The sequence below is a fragment of the Glycomyces tarimensis genome, assembly GCF_054776215.1.
Map to the genome: position 1 here is coordinate 43,728 of NZ_BAAHCB010000022.1, position 18,768 is coordinate 62,495.

Below are 18,768 nucleotides of genomic sequence, written 5' to 3' on the forward strand. Positions count from 1 at the left end.
TCGGCCGCCGCGACCGCCTCGGAGGTCACCCTCCTCGTCAACAACGCCGGGATCACCACGCTCGCAAACCTGGTCACCGGCGATGAGGCCCTGATCCGCCAGGACATGGAGACCAACTACTTCGGCACGCTCAACATGGTCCGCGCCTTCGCTCCGATCCTCGCCGCAGGCGGCGGGGGAGCGATCCTGAACATCTTGTCCGGCGCGGCATGGCGCTCGCCCGGGGGCATGGCGGACGCCTATGCCGCGTCAAAGGCCGCCTCCTGGAGCCTCACCAACGGCGTTCGGCTCGAACTGGCCGCCCAAGGCACTCAGGTGACCGGTTTGCTCGTCGGTCTGGTCGACACTGACATGACCGCCGGCTTCGACTTCCCCAAGAGCGACCCGGCCGTGGTCGCCCGGGCCGGTCTCGACGGCATCGAAGCCGGCTCTCTCGAAGTGCTCGCCGACCAGGCCACGGTCGACCTCAAAGCCGCCCTGAGCGCCGACATGTCCGTGTTGTACCCCGAGCTCGCCGCGGGGTAGACCGGTATCGTGTCCGGCCGCTCTCCATCGAGTGCGGCCGGACGCGGTCGCACTCGTCGGCGGGGAGGCATGGCCGCCCTATGGCGGGCGCAAGCCGCAGAAGCGCCTGCGACGAGGAGCGTGCTCCCCCCGCGTGCTCACCCGGGCCGCCCAGATCGCCAAAGCCGTCCAAGTGCTCAACAACTACGAACACCACTCCGCTTGAAACGGGTTCACTATGTCGTCAGGGTGAAGCGAAGACGCGCGAGAGGCTTACCGGCCGATGATCGGCCCCTGAAGCGGTCACTCGCGAACACTGGTCACGGCCGATCGCAAACGGTCACATGCGCCGCAGGTAGCCGCCGTTATCGATCGCCTTTTGGTGTCAGCGCCCGCAGGTTCGGAGGCCTGGTTCACGACGTCCTGGACAGGACTGTCCCAGGCGTCCTCCTATGTACGGACACTTCCGGTCGCTGACCACGCCGTGCAATCGGAGGCTCCCTCGGTAGCGTTGTCATAGCGACAGTCAAATATATATCGGCTCCGAGGCATTACACCTCTTCCAAGTCGAAGCCGATCGGCGCCCCCGAGCAAGAAGGAGCGCGGGCTTCGCCCGCGCACTCACCAATGAACACCGGGCCTCACTGGTAGGTGAGAAAGGCGGAGCGCCAGTTGAGGGGCGTCAGAACACGCCGAAGAAGTCCATGGCGAAGTAGACCGAGCCCGCAAGGAAGGCGATGAGGGTCAACAGCACGATCCATCCGGCGGCGGCCTCGAAGACACTGGGGCGCCCCGATGCTCCGGTGGCGTCCACGACCGGCTGCCAGGCCTCGTCGCCGATGAGGCGCATCGGTGCGATGGCCTTGGCGGGCGGGTACCAGGCGCGGGCCTGGCGCGCTTCGGCGGTGCGGTTGGCCGGCTCGATGCGGCCGCGCCGGTTGTAGGTGAAGATCGCGACCTCGGACTCGTCGGCCCGCTCGGCGACCGCCGGCGGGCACGGCATCGAGGAGTACAGGAGCCGGCGGCGTTCGAGGGGGCCGGTGCCGATGATCATCGGGACATCCTCGGCCGCGATCACCTCGCCGGGGTACTTGATGGCCGCGACCGTCCGCGCCGTCTGCGCGCTAGCCGTCCACTGCGGCGTGGCCAGCGGCTCGGCGGGCTCCTTCTCCAGATGCCGCAGGTGGCTGCGCATGAGGCTGAGCAGCGCATAGGCGTGCGGGGGAACGTTGGGCGCGATATCCATGTGCAGCAGTGTCACATACCTCGGCCGGCTCAGTCGCCCCAGAAGACCTCGATCTCCGCACCGAGTTTCTTGAGCCTCTCGGCGAGCTGCTCGTAGCCGCGGTGGATGACGTTGACGTGGCGCAGCGCCGAGGTCCCCTTGGCGCGCAGCATCGCCAGCAGCAGGACCACGGCAGGGCGCAGCGCGGGCGGGCAGACGACCTCGGCGCCGGACCAGCGGATCGGTCCCTCCACATAGATCCGATGTGGGTCGAGGAGTTTGACGTGGGCGCCGAGGCGGTTGAGCTCGGTCAGGTAGATCGCCCGGTTCTCGTACACCCAGTCGTGGATGAGCGTCGAGCCCTCCGCGCAGGAGCCGATGAGCGCGAAGAACGGCAGATTGTCGATGTTCAGGCCCGGGAAGGGCATCGGGTGGATCTTGTCGATCGGCGCGTGCAACTCGGAGGGGTAGACGGTCACGTCGACCAGGCGCGTGCGCCCGTTCGCGGCCAGGTACTCCTCGGTGCACGAGTAGCGCAGCCCCATCTCCGCGGTGCAAGCCAGTTCGATCTCGACGAACTCGATCGGCACCCGGTTGACCGTGATCTCCGATTCGGTGACGATCGCCGCCGAGATGAGGCTCCACGCCTCGATCGGGTCTTCGGAGGGGGCGTAGTCGACGTCGACGTCGATCGAGTCCTTGCCGTGGACGGTGATCGTGGTCGTCCCGAGTCCTTCGATGCGCACCCCGAGACGTTCGAGGTAGAAGCACAGGTCTTGGACCATGTAGTTGCACGAGGCGTTGCGGATGGTCGTCGGCGTCGGGCATCGGGCGGCGGCCATGATCGCGTTCTCGGTGACGGTGTCCCCGCGTTCGGTCAGGACGATCGAGCGGGGCGGCTCGGGGGTCTCCTTGACGGAGGCGTGGTAGGACCCGTGCGAGGTCTCCACGGACAGCCCGAAGCGCCGCAGGGCCACCATGTGGGGTTCGACGGTGCGGTCGCCGAGGTGGCAGCCGCCGGCGAAGGGCAGCTCGAACTCGGGGTAGTCGTGCAGGAGCGGACCGAGGAACATGATGATGGACCTGGTGCGCCTGGCCGCGTCCACGTCGATGCGCGAGAGGTCGAGCCGCTCGGGCGGGATGATCTCGAGGTCGCCGTCGGCGCCCAGCCATCGGTAGCGCACGCCCATGCTGGAGAGGACGCGCAGGATCCGATTGACCTCCTCGATGCGGGCGACGCGCCTGAGCGTGGTCGGGCCCTTGTTCAGCAGGCTCGCGCACAGCAGTGCCACCCCGGCGTTCTTCGACGTTTTGACGTCGATGGACCCCGACAGGGTGGTGCCGCCGCAGACGCGCAGGTGGATGGGGGCCGTCGCGGGCAGCGCGTCGATATCGGTCTCGAGCATGGCGTCAGACTAGCGGAGATGGGCGGCCAACAGTCGGTGATCGCCGCCAGCCGCCCCTTACGGGGCGGTCAGGACGGCTCGAGCGGTTCCTCGGCCCGTCCGATGCCCTCTGCTTCGCGCACGAGCTCGTCGAGGAGTTCCACGACCGCCGCGACGGCGGGGCGGCGTTCGCCGCCGCGCAGCGTGACGGCGCGGAAGTGCCGGAACGGCGTGAAGGGGCCGCTGACGGGGACGCGCACGAGGTCCATGTGGGGCGGCAGGTCGACCAGGCGGGGGATGAGGGCGACGCCGAGGTGGTGGGCGACCATGATCGCGATGACGGTCCACTCGCGGGCCTCACCGATGATGGTGGGCCTGAATCCCGCGTTGGAGCAGGCGGTGAGGACGTGGCGGCGGTGGATCGAGCCGGGCACGCCGATGACCCACGGTTCGCGTTCGAGTGAGCGCAGGTCGACCGATTCGGCCTCGGCGAAGTGGTGTCCGCTGGGCACGACGAGGTCGAAGGGGTCGTTGAAGACCGTCTGGGAGTCGAATCGGATGTCCTCGGGCGGCGGGTTGTCGGGGGTGGCCTCGACGAGTGCGAGGTCGGCCTCGCCGGCGAAGAGCAGATCGAAGCTCTCGGACGCCTCGGTCTCGCGCAGCCGCAGTTCCATGGCCGGGTAGCGGGTGCGGGCGCGGTCGACGAGCGGGGCCAGGAGCGTGGAGATGGCGGTGGGGAAGCCGCACAGGCGCAGCAGCCCGGAGGGTTCGCCCTCGGTGGCTTGGAGTTCGGCCTCGGCCAGGCGCCACATCGCCTCGATGGCGTCGATGTGTGCCAGGAGGATCTGCGCGGCCGATGACAGGCGCACGCGCCTGCCGACCGGTTCCAGGAGCGGGACGCCGAGTTCCTTGGAGAGCAGCCGGATCTGCTGGGAGGCGGCGGAGGTCGACATGTGCAGCGACTTCGCCGCACCCGAGACGGTTCCGTGGTGGGCGATGGCGCGCAACACATGGAGACGGCGCAGATCGATCAATTCAGCAGCTCCCTGGACGTTAAGCCGTTACTTCACGATGAGTTTCGCAAACTCGAACGGCGGCCGTCTTGTGGGCTGCCCGAATGAGGCCTTACCGTTGAGGAACAGCGGGCGTCGACCCGCTTCATCCCATGTTTTTCGAGGCTCTCAGTGAGGAGGAACGGCCCATGCTGCGCTGCCCATTTTGCGGTTGGCCCGACGACGAACCGGCCGCGACTGTTTCGGTCCATCCGACACCTTCGGGGGTGACCATGTGGACGCGATGCGCCTGCGGGTCGCTCCAGACCAGGGTCCTTCGCGGCGCGAAAGCGGTCGTCACGGCCCGAAGCCGACCGTCAGTGAAGACGGCCGCCGCTTAACCGGCGTCCCCCCAGAAAAGCCCCCCACACCAAGCGAACGTTCCGTCGCGGCGATGCCGCTGCGTCGGCGTGCCCTCCTGCCTTCATACACTCACTTCGTACGTAGAAAGAATTACTTCGATGCCGGACTTCGACCTGCGCATGGTGCTGCAGATCAGCGGAGCGCTGCTCTGCGTTGTCAACTACCTGCTGATTCAGACCCGGCGTATCACGGCCACTCAGCCTGTGTCGCTGCTCATCGTCGCCTGCGGCGGCGTCATCCTCCTCGCGTCGGCCATCATGGGCGCCGACTGGGGCCTGATCATTCTCGAAGTGTCGTGGCTGGTCATGGTCACAGTGACGTTGGTCATCCGCCACAGAGAAGCCCTCGCGAGCGCTGCCGCCGCGGACACCTCGACCATGGTGCCGGCCAACGCGGCGGCGCTGACCACTACGGGCGAGCTCGAACTGGTCAGCTGAGACGTTAGTCTTCATGCGTGACAATCCGAGTGCTCATCGCTGACGACCAGGAGATGGTGCGGGCCGGGTTCCGGGCGATCATCGACGCCCAGCCCGATATGGAGGTCGTGGCCGACGCCGCGGACGGCGTCGAGGCCGTGGCCGCCACCCGCCGCCATCGCCCGGACGTGTGTCTGTTCGACATCCGGATGCCGCGCCTCGACGGCCTCGAAGCGACCCGGACGCTCCTTGCCGGAGCGAACGGCTCGGGTCCGAGGATCGTGGTGGTGACGACGTTCGACACCGACGAGTACGTGTACGGGGCGCTGCGGTCGGGCGCGACGGGTTTCCTGCTGAAGGATTCGGGCCCGACCCTGCTGGTCGAGGCCGTCAGGGCGGCGGCCGACGGTGAGTCGCTGGTGTCCCCGTCGGTGACGGTGCGGCTGCTGGAGCGGCTGACCGAGCCGGTCAAGCAGGGCCCCAAGGCCGAAGACGTGCTCACCGAGCGCGAACTCGACGTGGTCGAGCAGGTGGCGCGGGGCCGCACCAACTCCGAGATCGCCGAGACGCTGTTCGTGTCGGTCTCGACGGTGAAGACGCACCTGGAGGCGGTCCGGATGAAGCTGCCGGCGCGCAACCGGACCGAGATCGCGATCTGGGCCTGGGAGCACGGCGTTGTCGGTTGAGGCCGTGCACACCGTCGCCGTCGCCGAGCACACCAGCAAGCGCGTGGTGAACCGGGCGCGATTCGCGTGCACCCTCTACCGTCTGGCCGACGAGGCGCAGGTGCGCGAGCGGATCGGGGCGCATCGCGCGGTGCATGCGATCGCCTCGCACAGTTGCGCCGCCTATGTCCTCGACGGCGGGGCGATCGAGCGTGCTGACGGCGACGGCGAGCCGCACGCGACGGCGGGGGAGCCGATGCTGGCGGTGCTGCGAGGCCGCGGCCTGAGCGACGTGCTCGCCGTGGTGACCGTGGATTTCGCCGGCGTCGATTTCAGTGCCGGAGAGCGGGCTCGCCTCTATGGGGTCATGGTGTCCCGGGCGATCGACGAGGCGGGTACCGTCTCGCTGGCCCCTCAACCGCGGTCGCGTGCCACGCTCGACCATGTCGGAGCCGCTGCGGCCGGACCGCCCAATCAAAGCCACCCCCTGGAGATGGAAAGGCCGGGACACATGACCGACCCCGTACGTGCGGGCATCTACCCCAATCCGTTCATCGAGCAGCGCGCCGACCCGCAGATCGTCGCGCATTCGGACGGCCGCTACTACTTCGCGGCCACCCACCCGGCGTACGACCGGATCGTGCTGCGCGGGGCCGAGAGCCTCATCGGACTGCGCGACGCCGAGGAGGTCACCGTCTGGACCGCCCATGAGACCGGTGCGATGGGCTCGCACATCTGGGCGCCCGAACTGCACTGGATCGACGGCGCCTGGTACCTCTACTTCGCCGCCGGTGAGGCCGCCACCGCCACCGGTGACGTCTGGGCCATCCGCATGTACGTCCTGGAGAACCGGGGTGGTGTCCCGTTGACCGGCGAGTGGGTCGAGAAGGGCCGCATCCGCACTCCGATCGACTCGTTCTCGCTGGACGCGACCACCTTCGCTCACGGCGGCCGCCGCTATCTGTGCTGGGCCCAGCACAATCCCGCGCTGCCGGAGACCAACACGAGTCTCTACCTCGCCGAATTGGCCGACCCCTGGACCCTCGCGGGGGAGCCGGTCGAGATCAGCCGGCCCGAGCTGGAGTGGGAGAAGGTCAGATTCGCCGTCAACGAGGGCGCCTATGCCCTCGTCCGCGGCGGCAAGGTCTTCATCACCTACTCCGCCTCGGGCACCGGTGCCGAGTACTGCGTCGGCCTGCTCAGTGCCGACGCCGGCGCCGACCTGCTCGATCCGTCCTCATGGAGCAAGCGGCCCGAGCCGGTCTTCACCACCGACGCCGAGGTGGGCGTCTACGGTCCGGGGCACAACGCCTTCACCGTCGATGAGCACGGCCGCGACCTTCTGGTCTACCACGCCCGCGACTACGAGGAGACCACCGGCGACCCGCTCGACGACCCCAACCGGCACTGCCGCGTCCAGCCCTTCGGCTGGGCCGAAGACGGCACGCCCGTGTTCGGTTCACCGCTGCCGAGGCGATAGCCGCCCCTTACGTTGTACGGTAGCGTCGCGAGCAGGGGGAGGGAGCCGTGGTGGCGCGATCCGAGTCGGAGGTCCGCCTGAGCCGGGAGCGGGTGCTGCGCGCGGCCGCGGCGCTGGCCGACGAGCGGGGGATCGCATCGGTGACCATGCGCGGTCTGGCCGAGTCGCTCGGGGTGGAGGCGATGTCGCTGTACCACCACGTCGCGAACAAGGAGGCCGTCCTCGACGGGCTCGTCGAGGTCGTCATGGCCGAGATCGAAGCGGCCATCGCGGCCGTGGAGGCGCCCGATCCCGCGGTGGACTGGCAGGGGGCGATGCGCATGCGGGTCCTGGCCGCCCGGGAAGTGCTCTTGCGTCATCCGTGGGCGCCGGGCGTGTTCGAGACGCGCACCGGTGCGAGTCTGGCGGTGGCGCGGTACTACGACGGAGTGCTGGGCCTGATGCGCTGCGGCGGTTTCAGCTATGACCTGGGGCACCGGGCATTGCACGCCCTCGGCAGCCGCGCCCTCGGGTTCTCGCAGGAGCTGTTCGAGCCGGACTCGGCCGAGGCCACCGACGAGGCGCTGGCCGCGATGGCCGACCAGGTCCCGCACCTGGCCCAGATGGCCGCCGAGGCCGCCCACGGGCAGAACGGACGCTTGGGCTGGTGCGATTACCAGGCCGAGTTCGAGTTCGGGCTCGATCTCATCTTGGAGGGTCTCGAGCGGCTGCGCGCCGGCTCCTCGTGAAGCACCGACCGCGGCAGCGCGATCCGCGTGCGGTCTCACGCGCCGCTTGACAGCCTTACTTCGTAAGGCTACGGTGACCCTTACATCGTAAGGAACCCTGAGGAGGGGCCATGAAGGCCGTCATCCAGGAACGCTTCGGCGCACCCGAGCACGTGCTCGCACTCGCCGACATCGACCGGCCGTCCCCCGGCCCGGGACAGGCGCTCATACGCATGCGCGCGACCAGCGTCAACACCCCCGACTGGATCGCCGTCTCCGGCGTCCCCTACCTGCTGCGCACCCGAGCCGACCTGCACGGCGGAGCCGTACGCGGCACCGACATCGCCGGCGTCGTCGAAGCCACCGGCGAAGGCGTCACCGAGCTCCGCTGCGGCGACGAAGTATTCGGCACGCTGTGGAGCAGCAAGATGGTCACCAAAGGCACCTTCGCCGAATACACCGTCGCCCAGGCCGACAACCTCGTGCCCAAACCCCCGGGCGTCAGCTTCGAAGCGGCCGCCGCCGCCGTCATGTCCGGCCTGACCGCCCTGGTCGCCATGCGCGAGACCGCTCCGGCGCGCCCCGGCATGCGCGTGCTCATCAACGGCGCCTCCGGCGGCGTCGGCACCTTCGCCGTCCAGATCGCCAAGCACTACGGCGCCGACGTCACCGCCGTCTGCGGCCCGACGAACCTCGAACTCGTCCGCGAGCTCGGCGCCGACCGAGCCATCGACTACACCACCAGTGACTTCACCGGCCGCAGCGAGCGGTACGACGCCATCCTCGACAACGTCATGAACCACCCGCCGAGCCGCACCATCCGCGCGCTGGCACCCGGCGGCATCCTCATGCCCAACAGCGTCGGCAACAGCGGCGGCATGATCGGCGGCCTCGGACGCATGGGCCGCGCCGCCCTCCTCGGGCGGCTGGGCCGCGCCGACGTGCGCTTCGTCCGCGGCGACTTCAGCCGCGAGCGCCTCACCGCACTCGGCGAACTGCTCGACACCGGCGCGATCAAGGCCGTGATCGACCACGCCTACCCGCTCGAAGCGACCCCGAAAGCCGTCGCCCACATGCTCGGCCACCACGCCCGCGGCAACGTCGTCATCACCATGCGGCCCTAGTCGGAGGTGTCGCGGCGCAGCTTCTTGATCGTCGAGCGGCGCCGCTTCGATTCCAGGCGGCGCCGCTTCGCGCCCCGCGACGGCTTCGTCGGCCGCCGCTTCGGCGGCGGGGCGGCGATCGCCTTGCGCAACAGCTCGCCGAGCCGCTCGATCGCCGCGCGCCGGTTCTGCAACTGCGAACGGTACTGCGATGCGGTCACCGTCACCGTCCCGTCCACGACCCGGTTCGACAGGCGCGCCAGCGCGCGGTCGGCCAGTGCCGGCGGGAGGGCTTTGGTGGCGCGCAGGTCGAAGGCGAGTTCGACGCGGGAGTCGGTGGTGTTGACGCCTTGGCCGCCGGGGCCGGAGGAGCGGGAGAACCGCCAGGTGAGTTCGGTGTCGGGGATGACGATGTCGTCGGTGACGTGGATCGGCATGGCGGGGCTCCTTTCAGCCGTCGAGGACGGGTCGGCATCGGGCGAAGTGGTGGAGCACGGTGTGATTGTGTCAGCTGTCGGGTCCGAGGCCGGGGCATGGGCCGCCGATGGCGTGGAGGCAGTCGATGCCGAGCAGGTCCGTCATCCAGTCGAGGCCGGCGTCGGTGTGGCAGTGTTCGGGCTCGGTGTCGCAGGTGCGCAGGTCGGCGAGGACTGACAGGCGGAGGGGTTGGGGGAGTGCGGTGGCGTCGTTGTAGCGGACCCAGGCGGAGAGCGGGGCGGCGGTGTCGGTGGTGAATGGTGCGGTCCAGAACCAGTAGTGGGATTGGGGGTTCTGGGAGCCGCGGTGTTCGATGGGGACGCACCGGGGGATGAGCAGCGGTGGCGTGTCGGTGATCGGTGGGTTTCTCTTTTCGCCGTAGCGGGGGTCGTTCTCGAGGGCTTCGGTTGCTTCGGCTTGGTCGCACGACCATTGCCATGATTCGTTGTGGGGGCCGTAGTCCATCGGTTCCCACCAGTGCGGTCCCCACAAGCCGGTGTCGTATGAGTCGCCTGCGTTCGCTCCGATGGCGAAGTGGTCGATCAGGGTCGGTGCGCTGGCTTCGGTCGCGACTGTGGCGGTCTGTGTGGTGTAGAGGTGCTCTGGGAGCCAGTGGTCGGCGGGTTCCTTGTCTCGGTGGGGGTGTGTGTCGTCCTGGGTCTGGCCGTCGGTGCGGGCGCAGGTGTCGAGTTGTGTGTCGCCGATGTCGGTGGGGCCGGTGGCGGTGAGGTGGAGGCATTGTTCGCCGTCGCCGCTGCGGGTGTGGGTGAAGGCGGTGGCGCCGAGGCGCAGGCCGGTGCCGTGCTCGTCGGTGTAGTGCTCGAGGCGGACGGCGGTGAGGCGGAGGCCGGGGTCCCAGGTCGCGGTCACGGTGACTGGGAAGCCGTCGAGGCTGCCGGTGAGTTGGGCCGCGCCGTCGGCGCCGATCGTCTCGGTTTCCCATTCGATGCGCTCGGTCTGCTGGACCGGCTCGGTCGGTAGGGCGTTTTGGGTGATGTTGGCGGTGGCCGGCAGGGTGAGCAGCACGAGTGCGGTGACCATGAGCCGTCGGAGGGTCGGCGGTCGTGGTTCGAGCGCGTCGAGGGGCAGGAGGCGGGGCATCGGGGGATGCTACCAATTCTGGCTGCTGCGGCGGGTTCTCGTCTCAGTCGGTGAAGTCCTCTATGGTCATGATGACGTTGCCTGCTTCGTCGCTGGCGTCGAGGTCGACGGTGAAGGTCATGGTCCAGTCGCGGTCGCCGGCGGGGTCGTCGATGGTCTGGCGGACGGTCCAGGTGCGGCCGTGTTTTTGGATGTCGAGGAAGTCGTCGCTTCGTGCTTTGGTGGTGGTGCCGATGTCGTCGTGGGTGTCGAAGTACGCTTCGAGCGCTTGGTCCCATTTGGATTCGGGCCAGCCGGTTTCGAGGGCCGCGAGGGCGGCGGGGCGGTCGGTGGCGGCGAGTTCGACGTGGCGGAAGGCGGTGTTGCGCACGGCGATGGTGAAGGCGCGTTCGTTGTCGGTGAAGGCCCTGGAGGGGCGGCCGACGTCGATCTGGTCGTCTTGTTCGGCGGGGTTGGTCAGTTGCTCCCATTCGTTGATGAGGGAGGAGTCGGTCTGGCGGATGGTTTCGCCGAGCCAGGCGGTGAGGTCGTCGAGTTCGGGGCCGCCGGCGCCTTCGGGGAGGGTCTGGATGAGGGCTTTGTAGGCGCTGGAGAGGTAACGCAGGAGCAGGCCTTCGGAGCGGTTGAGGGAGTATGCGCCGATGTATTCGCCGAAGCTCATGTGCTGTTCCCAGATCTCGCGGAGGATCGATTTGGGTTCGAGCTGGTAGTCGGCGGCCCAGGGGTGGCTGGTCTTGTAGGCGTTGAAGGCTTCTTCGAGGAGTTCGGCGAGGGGTTTGGGGTAGTCGATCTCGTCGTCGTCGAGGCGGTTCATGCGGTCGAAGTAGTCGACGCCGTCGGCTTTCATGGCGTCGATGGCGGCGCCTTTGGCTTTGTTGCGTTGGGCGGCGAGGATCTGTCCGGGTCCTTCGAGGGTGGCTTCGACGACGGAGACCACTTCCATGGCGTATTCGTCGCCGTCGGGGTCGAGCAGTTCGAGGGCGGCGAGCGCGAAGGGCGCGAGGGGCTGGTTGAGGGCGAAGTGGTCGGGCAGGTCGACGGTGAGGCGGACTTGGCCGTGGTCGATGTCGATGATGCCGGCGTCGCGCAGGGTGCGGGCGATGGTGAGCGCGGTGCGGGCCATGCGCAGTTGGGTGGGGCGCTCGGCGTGTGAGTCTTCGATGAGGGTGCGGACGTGGTCGAAGGTGTTGCCGGGCCGGGCGAGGATGTTGACGAGCATGGCGTGGCTCATGTGCATGCGGCTGGTGAGGGGTTCGGGTTCGGCGGTCGAGAGGTTGAAGAAGGTCTCCTCGGTCCAGCCGACGAAGCCTTCGGGGGGTTTCTTCTTGGCCATTTTCTTGCGTTTTTTGGGGTCGTTGCCGAATTTGGCGAGGGCTTTCTCGTTTTCGATGACGTGGTCGGGGGCTTGGCAGACGACGAAGCCTTCGGTGTCGAATCCGGCGCGGCCGGCGCGGCCGGCGATCTGGTGGAATTCGCGGGCGCGCAGGCGGCGGGTGCGGCGGCCGTCGTATTTGGCCAGGCCGGTGAAGACGACGGTGCGGATGGGGACGTTGATGCCGACGCCGAGGGTGTCGGTGCCGCAGATGATCTTGAGCAGGCCCTGTTGGGCGAGGCGTTCGACCAGGCGCCGGTATTTGGGGAGCATGCCGGCGTGGTGGACGCCGATGCCGGCTCGGACGAGGCGGGCGAGGGTCTGCCCGAATTTGGTGGTGAAGCGGAAGCCGCCGAGGGCGGCGGCGATGGCGGTTTTGGCGTCTTTGTCGATGAGTTTGAGGCTGGCGAGGGCTTGGGCGGTCTCCAGGGCGGCGGCCTGGGTGAAGTGGACGATGTAGGCGGGCGCGCGGTCGTGGTTGACGAGGTTCTCGACGGTTTCGTGCAGGGGGGTCTTGCGGTATTCGTAGTCGAGGGGGACGGGGCGGGTGGCGCCGGCGATGAGGGTGGTTTCGCGGCCGGTGCGGCGGGTGAGGTCTTTTTCGAAGAACGCGGTGTCGCCGAGGGTGGCGGACATGAGGGTGAATTGCGCGCGTTTGAGTTCGAGGAGGGGGACCTGCCAGGCCCAGCCGCGGTCGGGTTCTGCGTAGAAGTGGAATTCGTCGGCGACGACGGAGTCGCAGTCGAGGCCGGATCCTTCGCGGAGGGCGAGGTTGGCGAGGATTTCGGCGGTGCAGCAGATGAGGGGCGCGTCGGGGTTGACCGAGGCGTCGCCGGTGAGCATGCCGACGTTGTCGGTGCCGAACTGCTCGCACAGTTCGAAGAATTTTTCGGACACGAGCGCTTTGATGGGGGCGGTGTAGAAGGAGGTGCGCTGGTGGGCGAGGGCGTTGAAGTGCGCGGCGGCGGCGATGAGGGACTTCCCGGAGCCGGTGGGGGTGTTCACGATGACGTTGGAGCCCGAGCAGATCGCCAGGAGGGCTTCCTCTTGGTGTTCGTAGAGGTCGATGCCGGCGTCGTCGGCCCAGGCGGTGAAGGCGGCGTAGATGTCGTCGGGTTCGGGCCGGTCGGTCGCGGGCAGGAAGTCGATGAGGCTCACAACGGTCAATGGTGCCTGCCTGCCGGCCGGCCCGCCAGGGCGGGTCAGTGGTCGTAGGTCGCGAACAGCGGCGCGTGGTCGGACCAGCGGGCGTCGTGGGAGGGGGCGCGGTCGACCCAGGCGCGTTTGGCCTTGGCGGCGAGGCCGGCGGTGGCGACTTGGAGGTCGATGCGCCAGCCGGTGTCGTTGTCGAAGGCGCGGCCGCGGACGGACCACCACGTGTAGGGGCCGTCGACGTCGCCTTGGAGGGAGCGGTGGACGTCGACGAAGCCGCGCTGTTCGTACAGTTCGGTGAGCCAGGCGCGTTCTTCGGGGAGGAATCCGGCGGACTTCTTGTTGCCGCGCCAGTTCTTGAGGTCGATCTCGTTGTGCGCGATGTTCCAGTCGCCGCCGACGACCAGTTCGCGGCCGTCGCCGGCGCAGCGGGCCGCGGTGGCGGTGAGGTAGTCGGCGAAGGCGGCCATGAACCGCTCCTTCTCCTCCTGCCGGGGCGTGCCGGCTTCCCCGGAGGGCAGGTAGAGGCTGCCGACGGTCAGGCCGGGCAGGTCGACCTCGGCGTAGCGGCCGTGCGTGTCGAACTCGTCGGAGCCGAAGCCGATGCGGGTCGCTTCGGGGGTTTCGCGGGTGAGGACGGCGACGCCGGCGCGGCCCTTGGCGCCGTCGTTCTCGGCGGGGGCGAGCAGCCAGTGCCAGTCGCCGGCCTCGGTGACCGCGGCGGGTATCTGCTCGGCGGTGGCGCGGACCTCCTGGAGCAGCACGATGTCGGCCTCGCAGTGTTCGAGCCAGTCGATCAGGCCCTTCTTGGCGGCGGCTCGGATCCCGTTGACGTTGACGGTGGCGATGGTGCGCATGGGCCCCAGCCTAGCGTCCGCGGCGGGCGATGCCACGGACGCGAGAGGTGAGCCACGGCAGGCCGGGCGGGGATGAGGCCTGTCGCGGGCGTCGACCCCATAGACTCGATCTCATGCATTCGGCGCAAGGCCCGAACTCGGGCGGCAGATGGCGGACGCGGATCCTCGGCGCCGCGGGCGCGGCCCTGGCCGCCGTGCTGGCCGTATCGGCCCCGGCCGCGGCGCAGGACGAGCCGGCGGCCGAACCGGAGCCGGGCGGCATCGTCGTCGTCGGCGTGCCCGGCCTGCAGTGGTCGGACATCGACCCGTCGGAGACGCCGACGCTGTGGGACCTGGCCGGTTCGGGTGCGACGGCGTCGATGAGCGTGCGCACGATCGGGTCGTGGACGTGCGCCGAGGCCGGGTGGGTGAGCCTGGGCGCGGGTGAGCGGGCCGGCGGGCTCGCCCCGCGCGACGAGGTGTGCATGGCCCAGTCGCGGATCCCGACGCCGGTCGCCTCGGGCGGGGCCTGGACGCTGCCGTGGTATGACGAGTTGGAGGAGGCCAACGCCGCCTACAACTACGGGGCGCGGCTCGGTTCGCTCGCCGACGCGGTCGCCGACCTGGAGGCCGAGCAGACCGAGGCCGCCGAGGACGCCGCCGCGGGCGAGGACCCGGTGGAGGTCGAGGACGGCCTGTGCGTGGCCGCGATCGGCGTCGGCGCGGCGCTGGCCGCGGCCGACCCGGACGGGAATCTCGCCTACTGGGGCGCCGACCTCGAATCGCTCCCTGAAGCGATGCAGGCGTGCGACATCGTCATCGTCGATCCGGGTGTCATCGTCGGCGCCGAATCCGAAGCGCCCGCCGACACCAGCACCGACTACGACGCGATCGGGGAGGACGACACCGACGTCTCGGCCGAGGACGAGGAGCAGGCCCTCGAGGGCGGTCCCGGCGAGAGCGAACCGGATCCGACGCGCACGGCCGCGGCCTCCGAAGCCGACAAGGCCATCACCGACATCACCGGGGCGCTGCCGGAGCGCTGGCGGCTCATGGTCGCCGGCATCGCCGACTCGGCCGCCCCGTCCTCGCTGCACCCGCTGATCTACGCCGGGCACGGCGTCGAGCCGGGGACGCTCACGTCGGCCACCACCGGCCGCGACGGCTATGTGCAACTGGTCGACCTGGCGCCCACCGCGCTCGACCTGGTCGGCGCCGAGATTCCCGCCGCGATGTCCGGCCGGCCGGTCTCAGTGAGCGCCGACGAGACGCACACCTCCGCGGAGGCCGTCGCCGCCGGCGTCGACGAGACCAGCGCCGCCAGCGCGGTCGCCGACATCAGTTGGCGGTTCTATCTGACGTTGACGCTGCTGGGGATCGTCGCGGTCGGGGCGGCGACGTGGCTGTTGACCGGCCCGGATCGGTGGCGCAGGACCGCGACGACCGTGTGCATCGCGGTGTGCTCGGTGCCGGTGGCGGGGGTCGCGGCCGGGATTCCGGCGTGGTGGCGGGCGGAGCAGCCGGAGTTGGCGTTCTGGTCGGTGATCGCGGCGGTGGTGGCGACGTTGACGGTCGCCTCGTGGCTGCCGTGGCTGCGCGAGGGGGTCCGGCCTGTGGTGCTGGTCGCTGCGGTCACGGCGGGTCTGATCGCGTTCGACCAGTTCACGGGCGCGACGTGGCCGCTGCATACGCCGATGGGGTATACGGCGCAGGCGGGGGCGCGGTTCGCCGGGTTGGGGAACTACTCGTTCGCGGTGTTCGCCGCGGCGGTGGTGCTGTTGATCTGTCTGACGCCGTGGCGGCGCAAGGCGTTGTACGTCGGTCCGGTGGTGCTGTCGGCGGCCGCGATCGCGATCGTGGGGGCGCCGACGTTGGGCCGCAATGTCGGGGGGACGTTGACGCTGGTCGCGGCGTGTGTGCTGGCGTGCATGCGGCTGTGGGGCCGGCGGTTGTCGCTGTGGACGGTGGCGATCGCGGGCGGGATCGCCGCGGTGGTCCTGGTCGGTGCGGGCGTGTTGGATTATCTGCGGCCTGAGGAGGATCAGACGCATTTGGGCCGGTTCGTCGGTACGGTGCTGGACGGTGCGGCCGGGGAGGTCGTGCTGCGCAAGGCCGCGGCGGCGGTGGGCACGATCGGTGGGCCGCTGACGTATCTGGTGTTGGCGGCGGCGGTGGCGACGGTGTGGATCTGGCGGCGGCGGCGCCCGATCCGGAGTGTCACGGTCGATGCGGCCGCGACGGGTCTGCTGGCGGTGTCGGTGATCGGGTTCGCCGTGAACGATTCGGGGATCGCGGTGCCGGCGTTCGCGATTTCGGTCGGGTTCGGGCTGTTGGCCGTGGCCGTGTCACGGCAGGGCGCGGACGTGGCCGAGGTCGAGGCGGCCACTGTGGAGGACGGGGCGCGGGCGGGCAGCGAGCGTTAGCTCACCGGCGGTGACCGGGCGGGCTCGGTGACCAGGGCCGTTACGCCTCCGAGACCGGCCGGGTATCGTGAGGCGCATGCGCGTCGCGACGTGGAACATCAATTCGGTCAAGGCCCGCCTCGATCGGCTCCTGGCCTGGCTCGAGACGGCACAGCCCGATGTGGTGTGCCTCCAAGAGCTCAAATGCGCGAGCGGTGAGGCCCCGGTCGCGCAGCTCGAAGCGGCCGGGTACGAGACGGCCGTGCACGGTTCGGGGCGGTGGAACGGCGTCGCGATCCTCTCGCGCGTGGGCATCGGCGAGGTCGTGCGCGATCTGGACGGCCAGCCGGCCTTCGGCGAGGCGATCGAAGCGCGCGCGATCGGTGCGACGTGCGGGCCGGTGCGCGTGTGGTCGGTGTACGTGCCCAACGGCCGTGACGTGGGCGACCCGCATTATCCGTACAAGCTGGCGTTCCTGGAAGCGCTCAAGTCCACCGTCGCCGCCGATGCCGCCGGCTCTGGCCCGTTCGCGGTCCTCGGCGACTTCAACATCTGCCCGAGCGACGACGACATCTGGGATGTCGAGGAGTGGCCGGGTACCACGCACGTGACCAAGGCCGAACGCATCGCCCTCGCCGAGGTCGAGCGCACCGGTTTGGTCGACGTGTTTCCCAGGGCCCTCAAGCACGCCTGGCCGTTCACGTTCTGGGACTACCGGAACCTCGACTTCCCGAAGAACCGCGGCCTGCGCATCGACCTGGCGTTGGCGAACGGCCCTTTGCGGGCCGCCGTCGTCGATGCGTGGGTCGACCGCGATGCGCGTAAAGGCAAAGGCGCTTCCGACCACGCCCCCCTCGTGCTCGACCTCGACCTGTAGATCCGCTGCCCCTGTTCTGGAAGGCAAGAGACCACCCGTGCGCCGAAGAATCCTCCCCATGGTGTGCATCGCCGCGCTGCTCGCGCTGCTGCCCGCCCCCGCGATGGCCGATCCCGACGAGGCGACCCTCGAGGCGGATCTGGCCGAGGCCATCGATGCCGTCGCCGACGCCGAAGAGGAGTTCGAGGCCGCCGAGCAGCGCGCCGACGAGCTCGCCGCCGAGATCGAGGAGACCCAGGCGCTGCTGGGTGAGCTGTCGAGCGATCTGGACGAGTACGCCCTCTACCTCCATACCGAGGGCGACCTGCGCACCACCGCCGCGCTGCTGGCGGCCGAGAGCCCCGAAGGCATGGTGGACGCGCTCACCTTCACCGGCTACCTCGCCGATGAGCGGGCCGCGCTGGTGCAAGAGGCCGGGGAGCTGCTCGCGCAGTTGGAGGCCGAGCGGGAGGCCCACGCCGACGAGGTGCAGGCCGCCGAGGAGGCCCTGAAGGATGCCGAGGAGGCCGCCGAGGACCTGGAGGAGCAGCTCGACGATCTGCGGGCCGAGCAGGCGGCCGGGCCCGGCTCCGACGGCGGCGCTCCCGCGGCCGACCCCGCCTCGGGTTCGGGCTCGGAGTCGTGCACCGAGGACGATCCGACCACCGGCGGGTGCTTGACGCCGCGCACGCTGCACGTCTACAACGAGACGATCGAGGCCGGCTTCGACCATTACGTGTCGTGCTACCGCTCGGGCGGCTCGGGGGAGCACCCCAAGGGCCGCGCCTGCGACTGGGCCGCCGACGAGAGCGGCTTTCAGAACGTCGACGCCACCGGCTCGGACAAGGAGTACGGCGACCAGCTCGCCGCCTGGTATGTCAACAACGCCGGCGCGCTGTCGATCGAGTACGTCATCTGGTACCGGCAGTTCTGGTCGCCCTCGAGCGGATGGCGTTCCTACTCGGGGGCGAACGGCACGCCTTCGGCCGACCACACCAACCACGTGCACGTGTCCGTGCGGTAGGAGGACACCGTCGTGACCCCCATCAGGAAGCAGTACCTCACCGGCGCTCAGACCGCTCTGGACCTGTTGGCCGACCCAGCGGTCGCCCAGGGGTGGGAGCGGGCCTCGGCGTTGACCGGTTTCACCGTCGGCGGCCTGGCCGCGCACTTGGGCGCGCAGATCGTGTCGGGGCGGGAGGCGTTGGACACCGATGCCACCGGCAAGGAGGTCGTCGGGGTGCTGGAGCATTTCGAGCGGGCCGCGTGGCTCGGTGCCGATATCGACAGCGACTACAACTCCGCGATCCGGAACGGCGGGGAGCGGGCGGCCGCGGCCGGGCCGGCGACGGTGCATGCCGAGGCGAAGGAGGCCTTGCGGGTGCTGCACGAGCGGCTTCCCTCGCTCGGTGACGACGCGATCGGCGGGACCGCGCGCTGGCCGTATGCGACCGGGTTCGACGACTTTCTGATCACGCGCATGCTCGAGCTGGTGGTGCATGCCGACGACCTGGCGTACTCGGTGGGGCTCGGCACGCCGGTGTTCGACGCCGACGTGTTCGACACTGCCGTTTGGGTGCTGACGCGGTTGTCGGCCCGGCGGCACGGGCAGGTCGCCGTGGTGCGGGCGCTGGCGCGCGCCGAGCGTTCGGGCGGGGACATCACGGCGCTG

Annotated in this window: 18 protein-coding genes; 11 read left to right on the forward strand and 7 right to left on the reverse strand. The window is 69.6% G+C overall.

The genetic code is table 11. The features are described 5' to 3' along the window. Both ACYVK3_RS18285 and ACYVK3_RS18290 read left to right on the forward strand, forming a co-directional pair. A partial coding sequence (locus ACYVK3_RS18285; RefSeq protein WP_460498772.1) for an SDR family NAD(P)-dependent oxidoreductase occupies positions 1 to 525 on the forward strand: 525 nt, incomplete at its 5' end. Positions 526 to 556: 31 nt separating this feature from the next. Continuing rightward, positions 557 to 730, forward strand: coding sequence for a hypothetical protein (locus ACYVK3_RS18290; protein ID WP_460498773.1), 174 nt, complete (start codon positions 557 to 559; stop codon positions 728 to 730). A 456-nt stretch (positions 731 to 1,186) separates the two neighbouring features. On the opposite strand, the gene ACYVK3_RS18295 is transcribed toward ACYVK3_RS18290, so the two are convergent. From ACYVK3_RS18295 to ACYVK3_RS18305, 3 genes are all read right to left on the reverse strand, one after another. Next, positions 1,187 to 1,750 (reverse strand): hypothetical protein, encoded by a 564-nt coding sequence (locus tag ACYVK3_RS18295; RefSeq protein WP_460498774.1) that lies wholly within the window; start codon positions 1,748 to 1,750, stop codon positions 1,187 to 1,189. A gap of 29 nt (positions 1,751 to 1,779) precedes the next feature. Then, positions 1,780 to 3,135 carry a UDP-N-acetylglucosamine 1-carboxyvinyltransferase gene (locus ACYVK3_RS18300; RefSeq protein WP_460498775.1) on the reverse strand — a complete coding sequence of 452 codons (1,356 nt, stop codon included), beginning with the start codon at positions 3,133 to 3,135 and terminating at the stop codon, positions 1,780 to 1,782. Positions 3,136 to 3,203: 68 nt separating this feature from the next. Continuing rightward, complete coding sequence (locus tag ACYVK3_RS18305; protein WP_460498776.1) at positions 3,204 to 4,148, reverse strand: LysR family transcriptional regulator; 945 nt, start codon at positions 4,146 to 4,148, stop codon at positions 3,204 to 3,206. A 479-nt stretch (positions 4,149 to 4,627) separates the two neighbouring features. Between ACYVK3_RS18305 and ACYVK3_RS18310 the strand changes: the two genes are divergently transcribed. The 5 genes from ACYVK3_RS18310 to ACYVK3_RS18330 all read left to right on the forward strand — a co-directional run bounded on the left by ACYVK3_RS18310 (position 4,628) and on the right by ACYVK3_RS18330 (position 8,921). Further along, positions 4,628 to 4,966 (forward strand): CBU_0592 family membrane protein, encoded by a 339-nt coding sequence (locus ACYVK3_RS18310; protein ID WP_460498777.1) that lies wholly within the window; start codon positions 4,628 to 4,630, stop codon positions 4,964 to 4,966. A 17-nt stretch (positions 4,967 to 4,983) separates the two neighbouring features. Then, positions 4,984 to 5,631 carry a transcriptional regulator gene (locus tag ACYVK3_RS18315; protein WP_460498778.1) on the forward strand — a complete coding sequence of 216 codons (648 nt, stop codon included), beginning with the start codon at positions 4,984 to 4,986 and terminating at the stop codon, positions 5,629 to 5,631. Beyond that, entirely contained in the window at positions 5,621 to 7,090 is a 1,470-nt protein-coding gene (locus tag ACYVK3_RS18320) for a YigZ family protein (protein ID WP_460498779.1), read from the forward strand. The genes ACYVK3_RS18315 and ACYVK3_RS18320 overlap by 11 nt, the downstream gene beginning before the upstream one ends. A 47-nt stretch (positions 7,091 to 7,137) precedes the next feature. Continuing rightward, positions 7,138 to 7,818, forward strand: a complete 681-nt coding sequence (locus ACYVK3_RS18325; RefSeq protein ID WP_460498780.1) for a TetR family transcriptional regulator — start codon at positions 7,138 to 7,140, stop codon at positions 7,816 to 7,818. A gap of 110 nt (positions 7,819 to 7,928) precedes the next feature. Next, positions 7,929 to 8,921, forward strand: coding sequence for an NAD(P)-dependent alcohol dehydrogenase (locus ACYVK3_RS18330; RefSeq protein ID WP_460498781.1), 993 nt, complete (start codon positions 7,929 to 7,931; stop codon positions 8,919 to 8,921). Here the strand turns inward: ACYVK3_RS18330 and arfB are convergent. From arfB to ACYVK3_RS18350, 4 genes are all read right to left on the reverse strand, one after another. Further along, a complete protein-coding gene (gene arfB, locus ACYVK3_RS18335) occupies positions 8,918 to 9,337 on the reverse strand; it encodes an aminoacyl-tRNA hydrolase (protein WP_460498782.1) in 420 nt (139 codons plus the stop codon). The genes ACYVK3_RS18330 and arfB overlap by 4 nt on opposite strands. Positions 9,338 to 9,407: 70 nt before the next feature. Then, positions 9,408 to 10,478, reverse strand: coding sequence for a hypothetical protein (locus tag ACYVK3_RS18340; protein ID WP_460498783.1), 1,071 nt, complete (start codon positions 10,476 to 10,478; stop codon positions 9,408 to 9,410). 43 nt (positions 10,479 to 10,521) lie between these two features. After that, entirely contained in the window at positions 10,522 to 13,017 is a 2,496-nt protein-coding gene (locus ACYVK3_RS18345; protein ID WP_460498784.1) for a DEAD/DEAH box helicase, read from the reverse strand. Between the two features lie 35 nt (positions 13,018 to 13,052). Continuing rightward, positions 13,053 to 13,859, reverse strand: coding sequence for an exodeoxyribonuclease III (locus ACYVK3_RS18350; RefSeq protein WP_460498785.1), 807 nt, complete (start codon positions 13,857 to 13,859; stop codon positions 13,053 to 13,055). A 113-nt stretch (positions 13,860 to 13,972) separates the two neighbouring features. Here ACYVK3_RS18350 and ACYVK3_RS18355 point away from each other — a divergent pair, with 113 nt between their 5' ends. The 4 genes from ACYVK3_RS18355 to ACYVK3_RS18370 all read left to right on the forward strand — a co-directional run. Next, positions 13,973 to 16,261: a hypothetical protein gene (locus ACYVK3_RS18355; RefSeq protein ID WP_460498786.1), complete on the forward strand. Its 2,289-nt coding sequence runs from the start codon at positions 13,973 to 13,975 to the stop codon at positions 16,259 to 16,261. A 76-nt stretch (positions 16,262 to 16,337) separates the two neighbouring features. Then, entirely contained in the window at positions 16,338 to 17,117 is a 780-nt protein-coding gene (locus tag ACYVK3_RS18360) for an exodeoxyribonuclease III (RefSeq protein ID WP_460498787.1), read from the forward strand. Positions 17,118 to 17,154: 37 nt separating this feature from the next. Then, complete coding sequence (locus ACYVK3_RS18365; protein WP_460498788.1) at positions 17,155 to 18,120, forward strand: hypothetical protein; 966 nt, start codon at positions 17,155 to 17,157, stop codon at positions 18,118 to 18,120. A 12-nt stretch (positions 18,121 to 18,132) separates the two neighbouring features. Further along, the coding region (locus ACYVK3_RS18370) for a maleylpyruvate isomerase N-terminal domain-containing protein (RefSeq protein ID WP_460498789.1) at positions 18,133 to 18,768 on the forward strand (636 nt) is incomplete at its 3' end.

Coding starts and splice junctions, on each gene's coding strand:
- ACYVK3_RS18355 (WP_460498786.1), top strand. CDS start 13,973: ATGCATTCGGCGCAAGGCCCGAACTCGGGCGGCAGATGGCGGACGCGG.
- arfB (WP_460498782.1), bottom strand. CDS start 9,337: ATGCCGATCCACGTCACCGACGACATCGTCATCCCCGACACCGAACTC.
- ACYVK3_RS18330 (WP_460498781.1), top strand. CDS start 7,929: ATGAAGGCCGTCATCCAGGAACGCTTCGGCGCACCCGAGCACGTGCTC.
- ACYVK3_RS18295 (WP_460498774.1), bottom strand. CDS start 1,750: ATGGATATCGCGCCCAACGTTCCCCCGCACGCCTATGCGCTGCTCAGC.
- ACYVK3_RS18300 (WP_460498775.1), bottom strand. CDS start 3,135: ATGCTCGAGACCGATATCGACGCGCTGCCCGCGACGGCCCCCATCCAC.
- ACYVK3_RS18340 (WP_460498783.1), bottom strand. CDS start 10,478: ATGCCCCGCCTCCTGCCCCTCGACGCGCTCGAACCACGACCGCCGACC.
- ACYVK3_RS18310 (WP_460498777.1), top strand. CDS start 4,628: ATGCCGGACTTCGACCTGCGCATGGTGCTGCAGATCAGCGGAGCGCTG.
- ACYVK3_RS18360 (WP_460498787.1), top strand. CDS start 16,338: ATGCGCGTCGCGACGTGGAACATCAATTCGGTCAAGGCCCGCCTCGAT.
- ACYVK3_RS18350 (WP_460498785.1), bottom strand. CDS start 13,859: ATGCGCACCATCGCCACCGTCAACGTCAACGGGATCCGAGCCGCCGCC.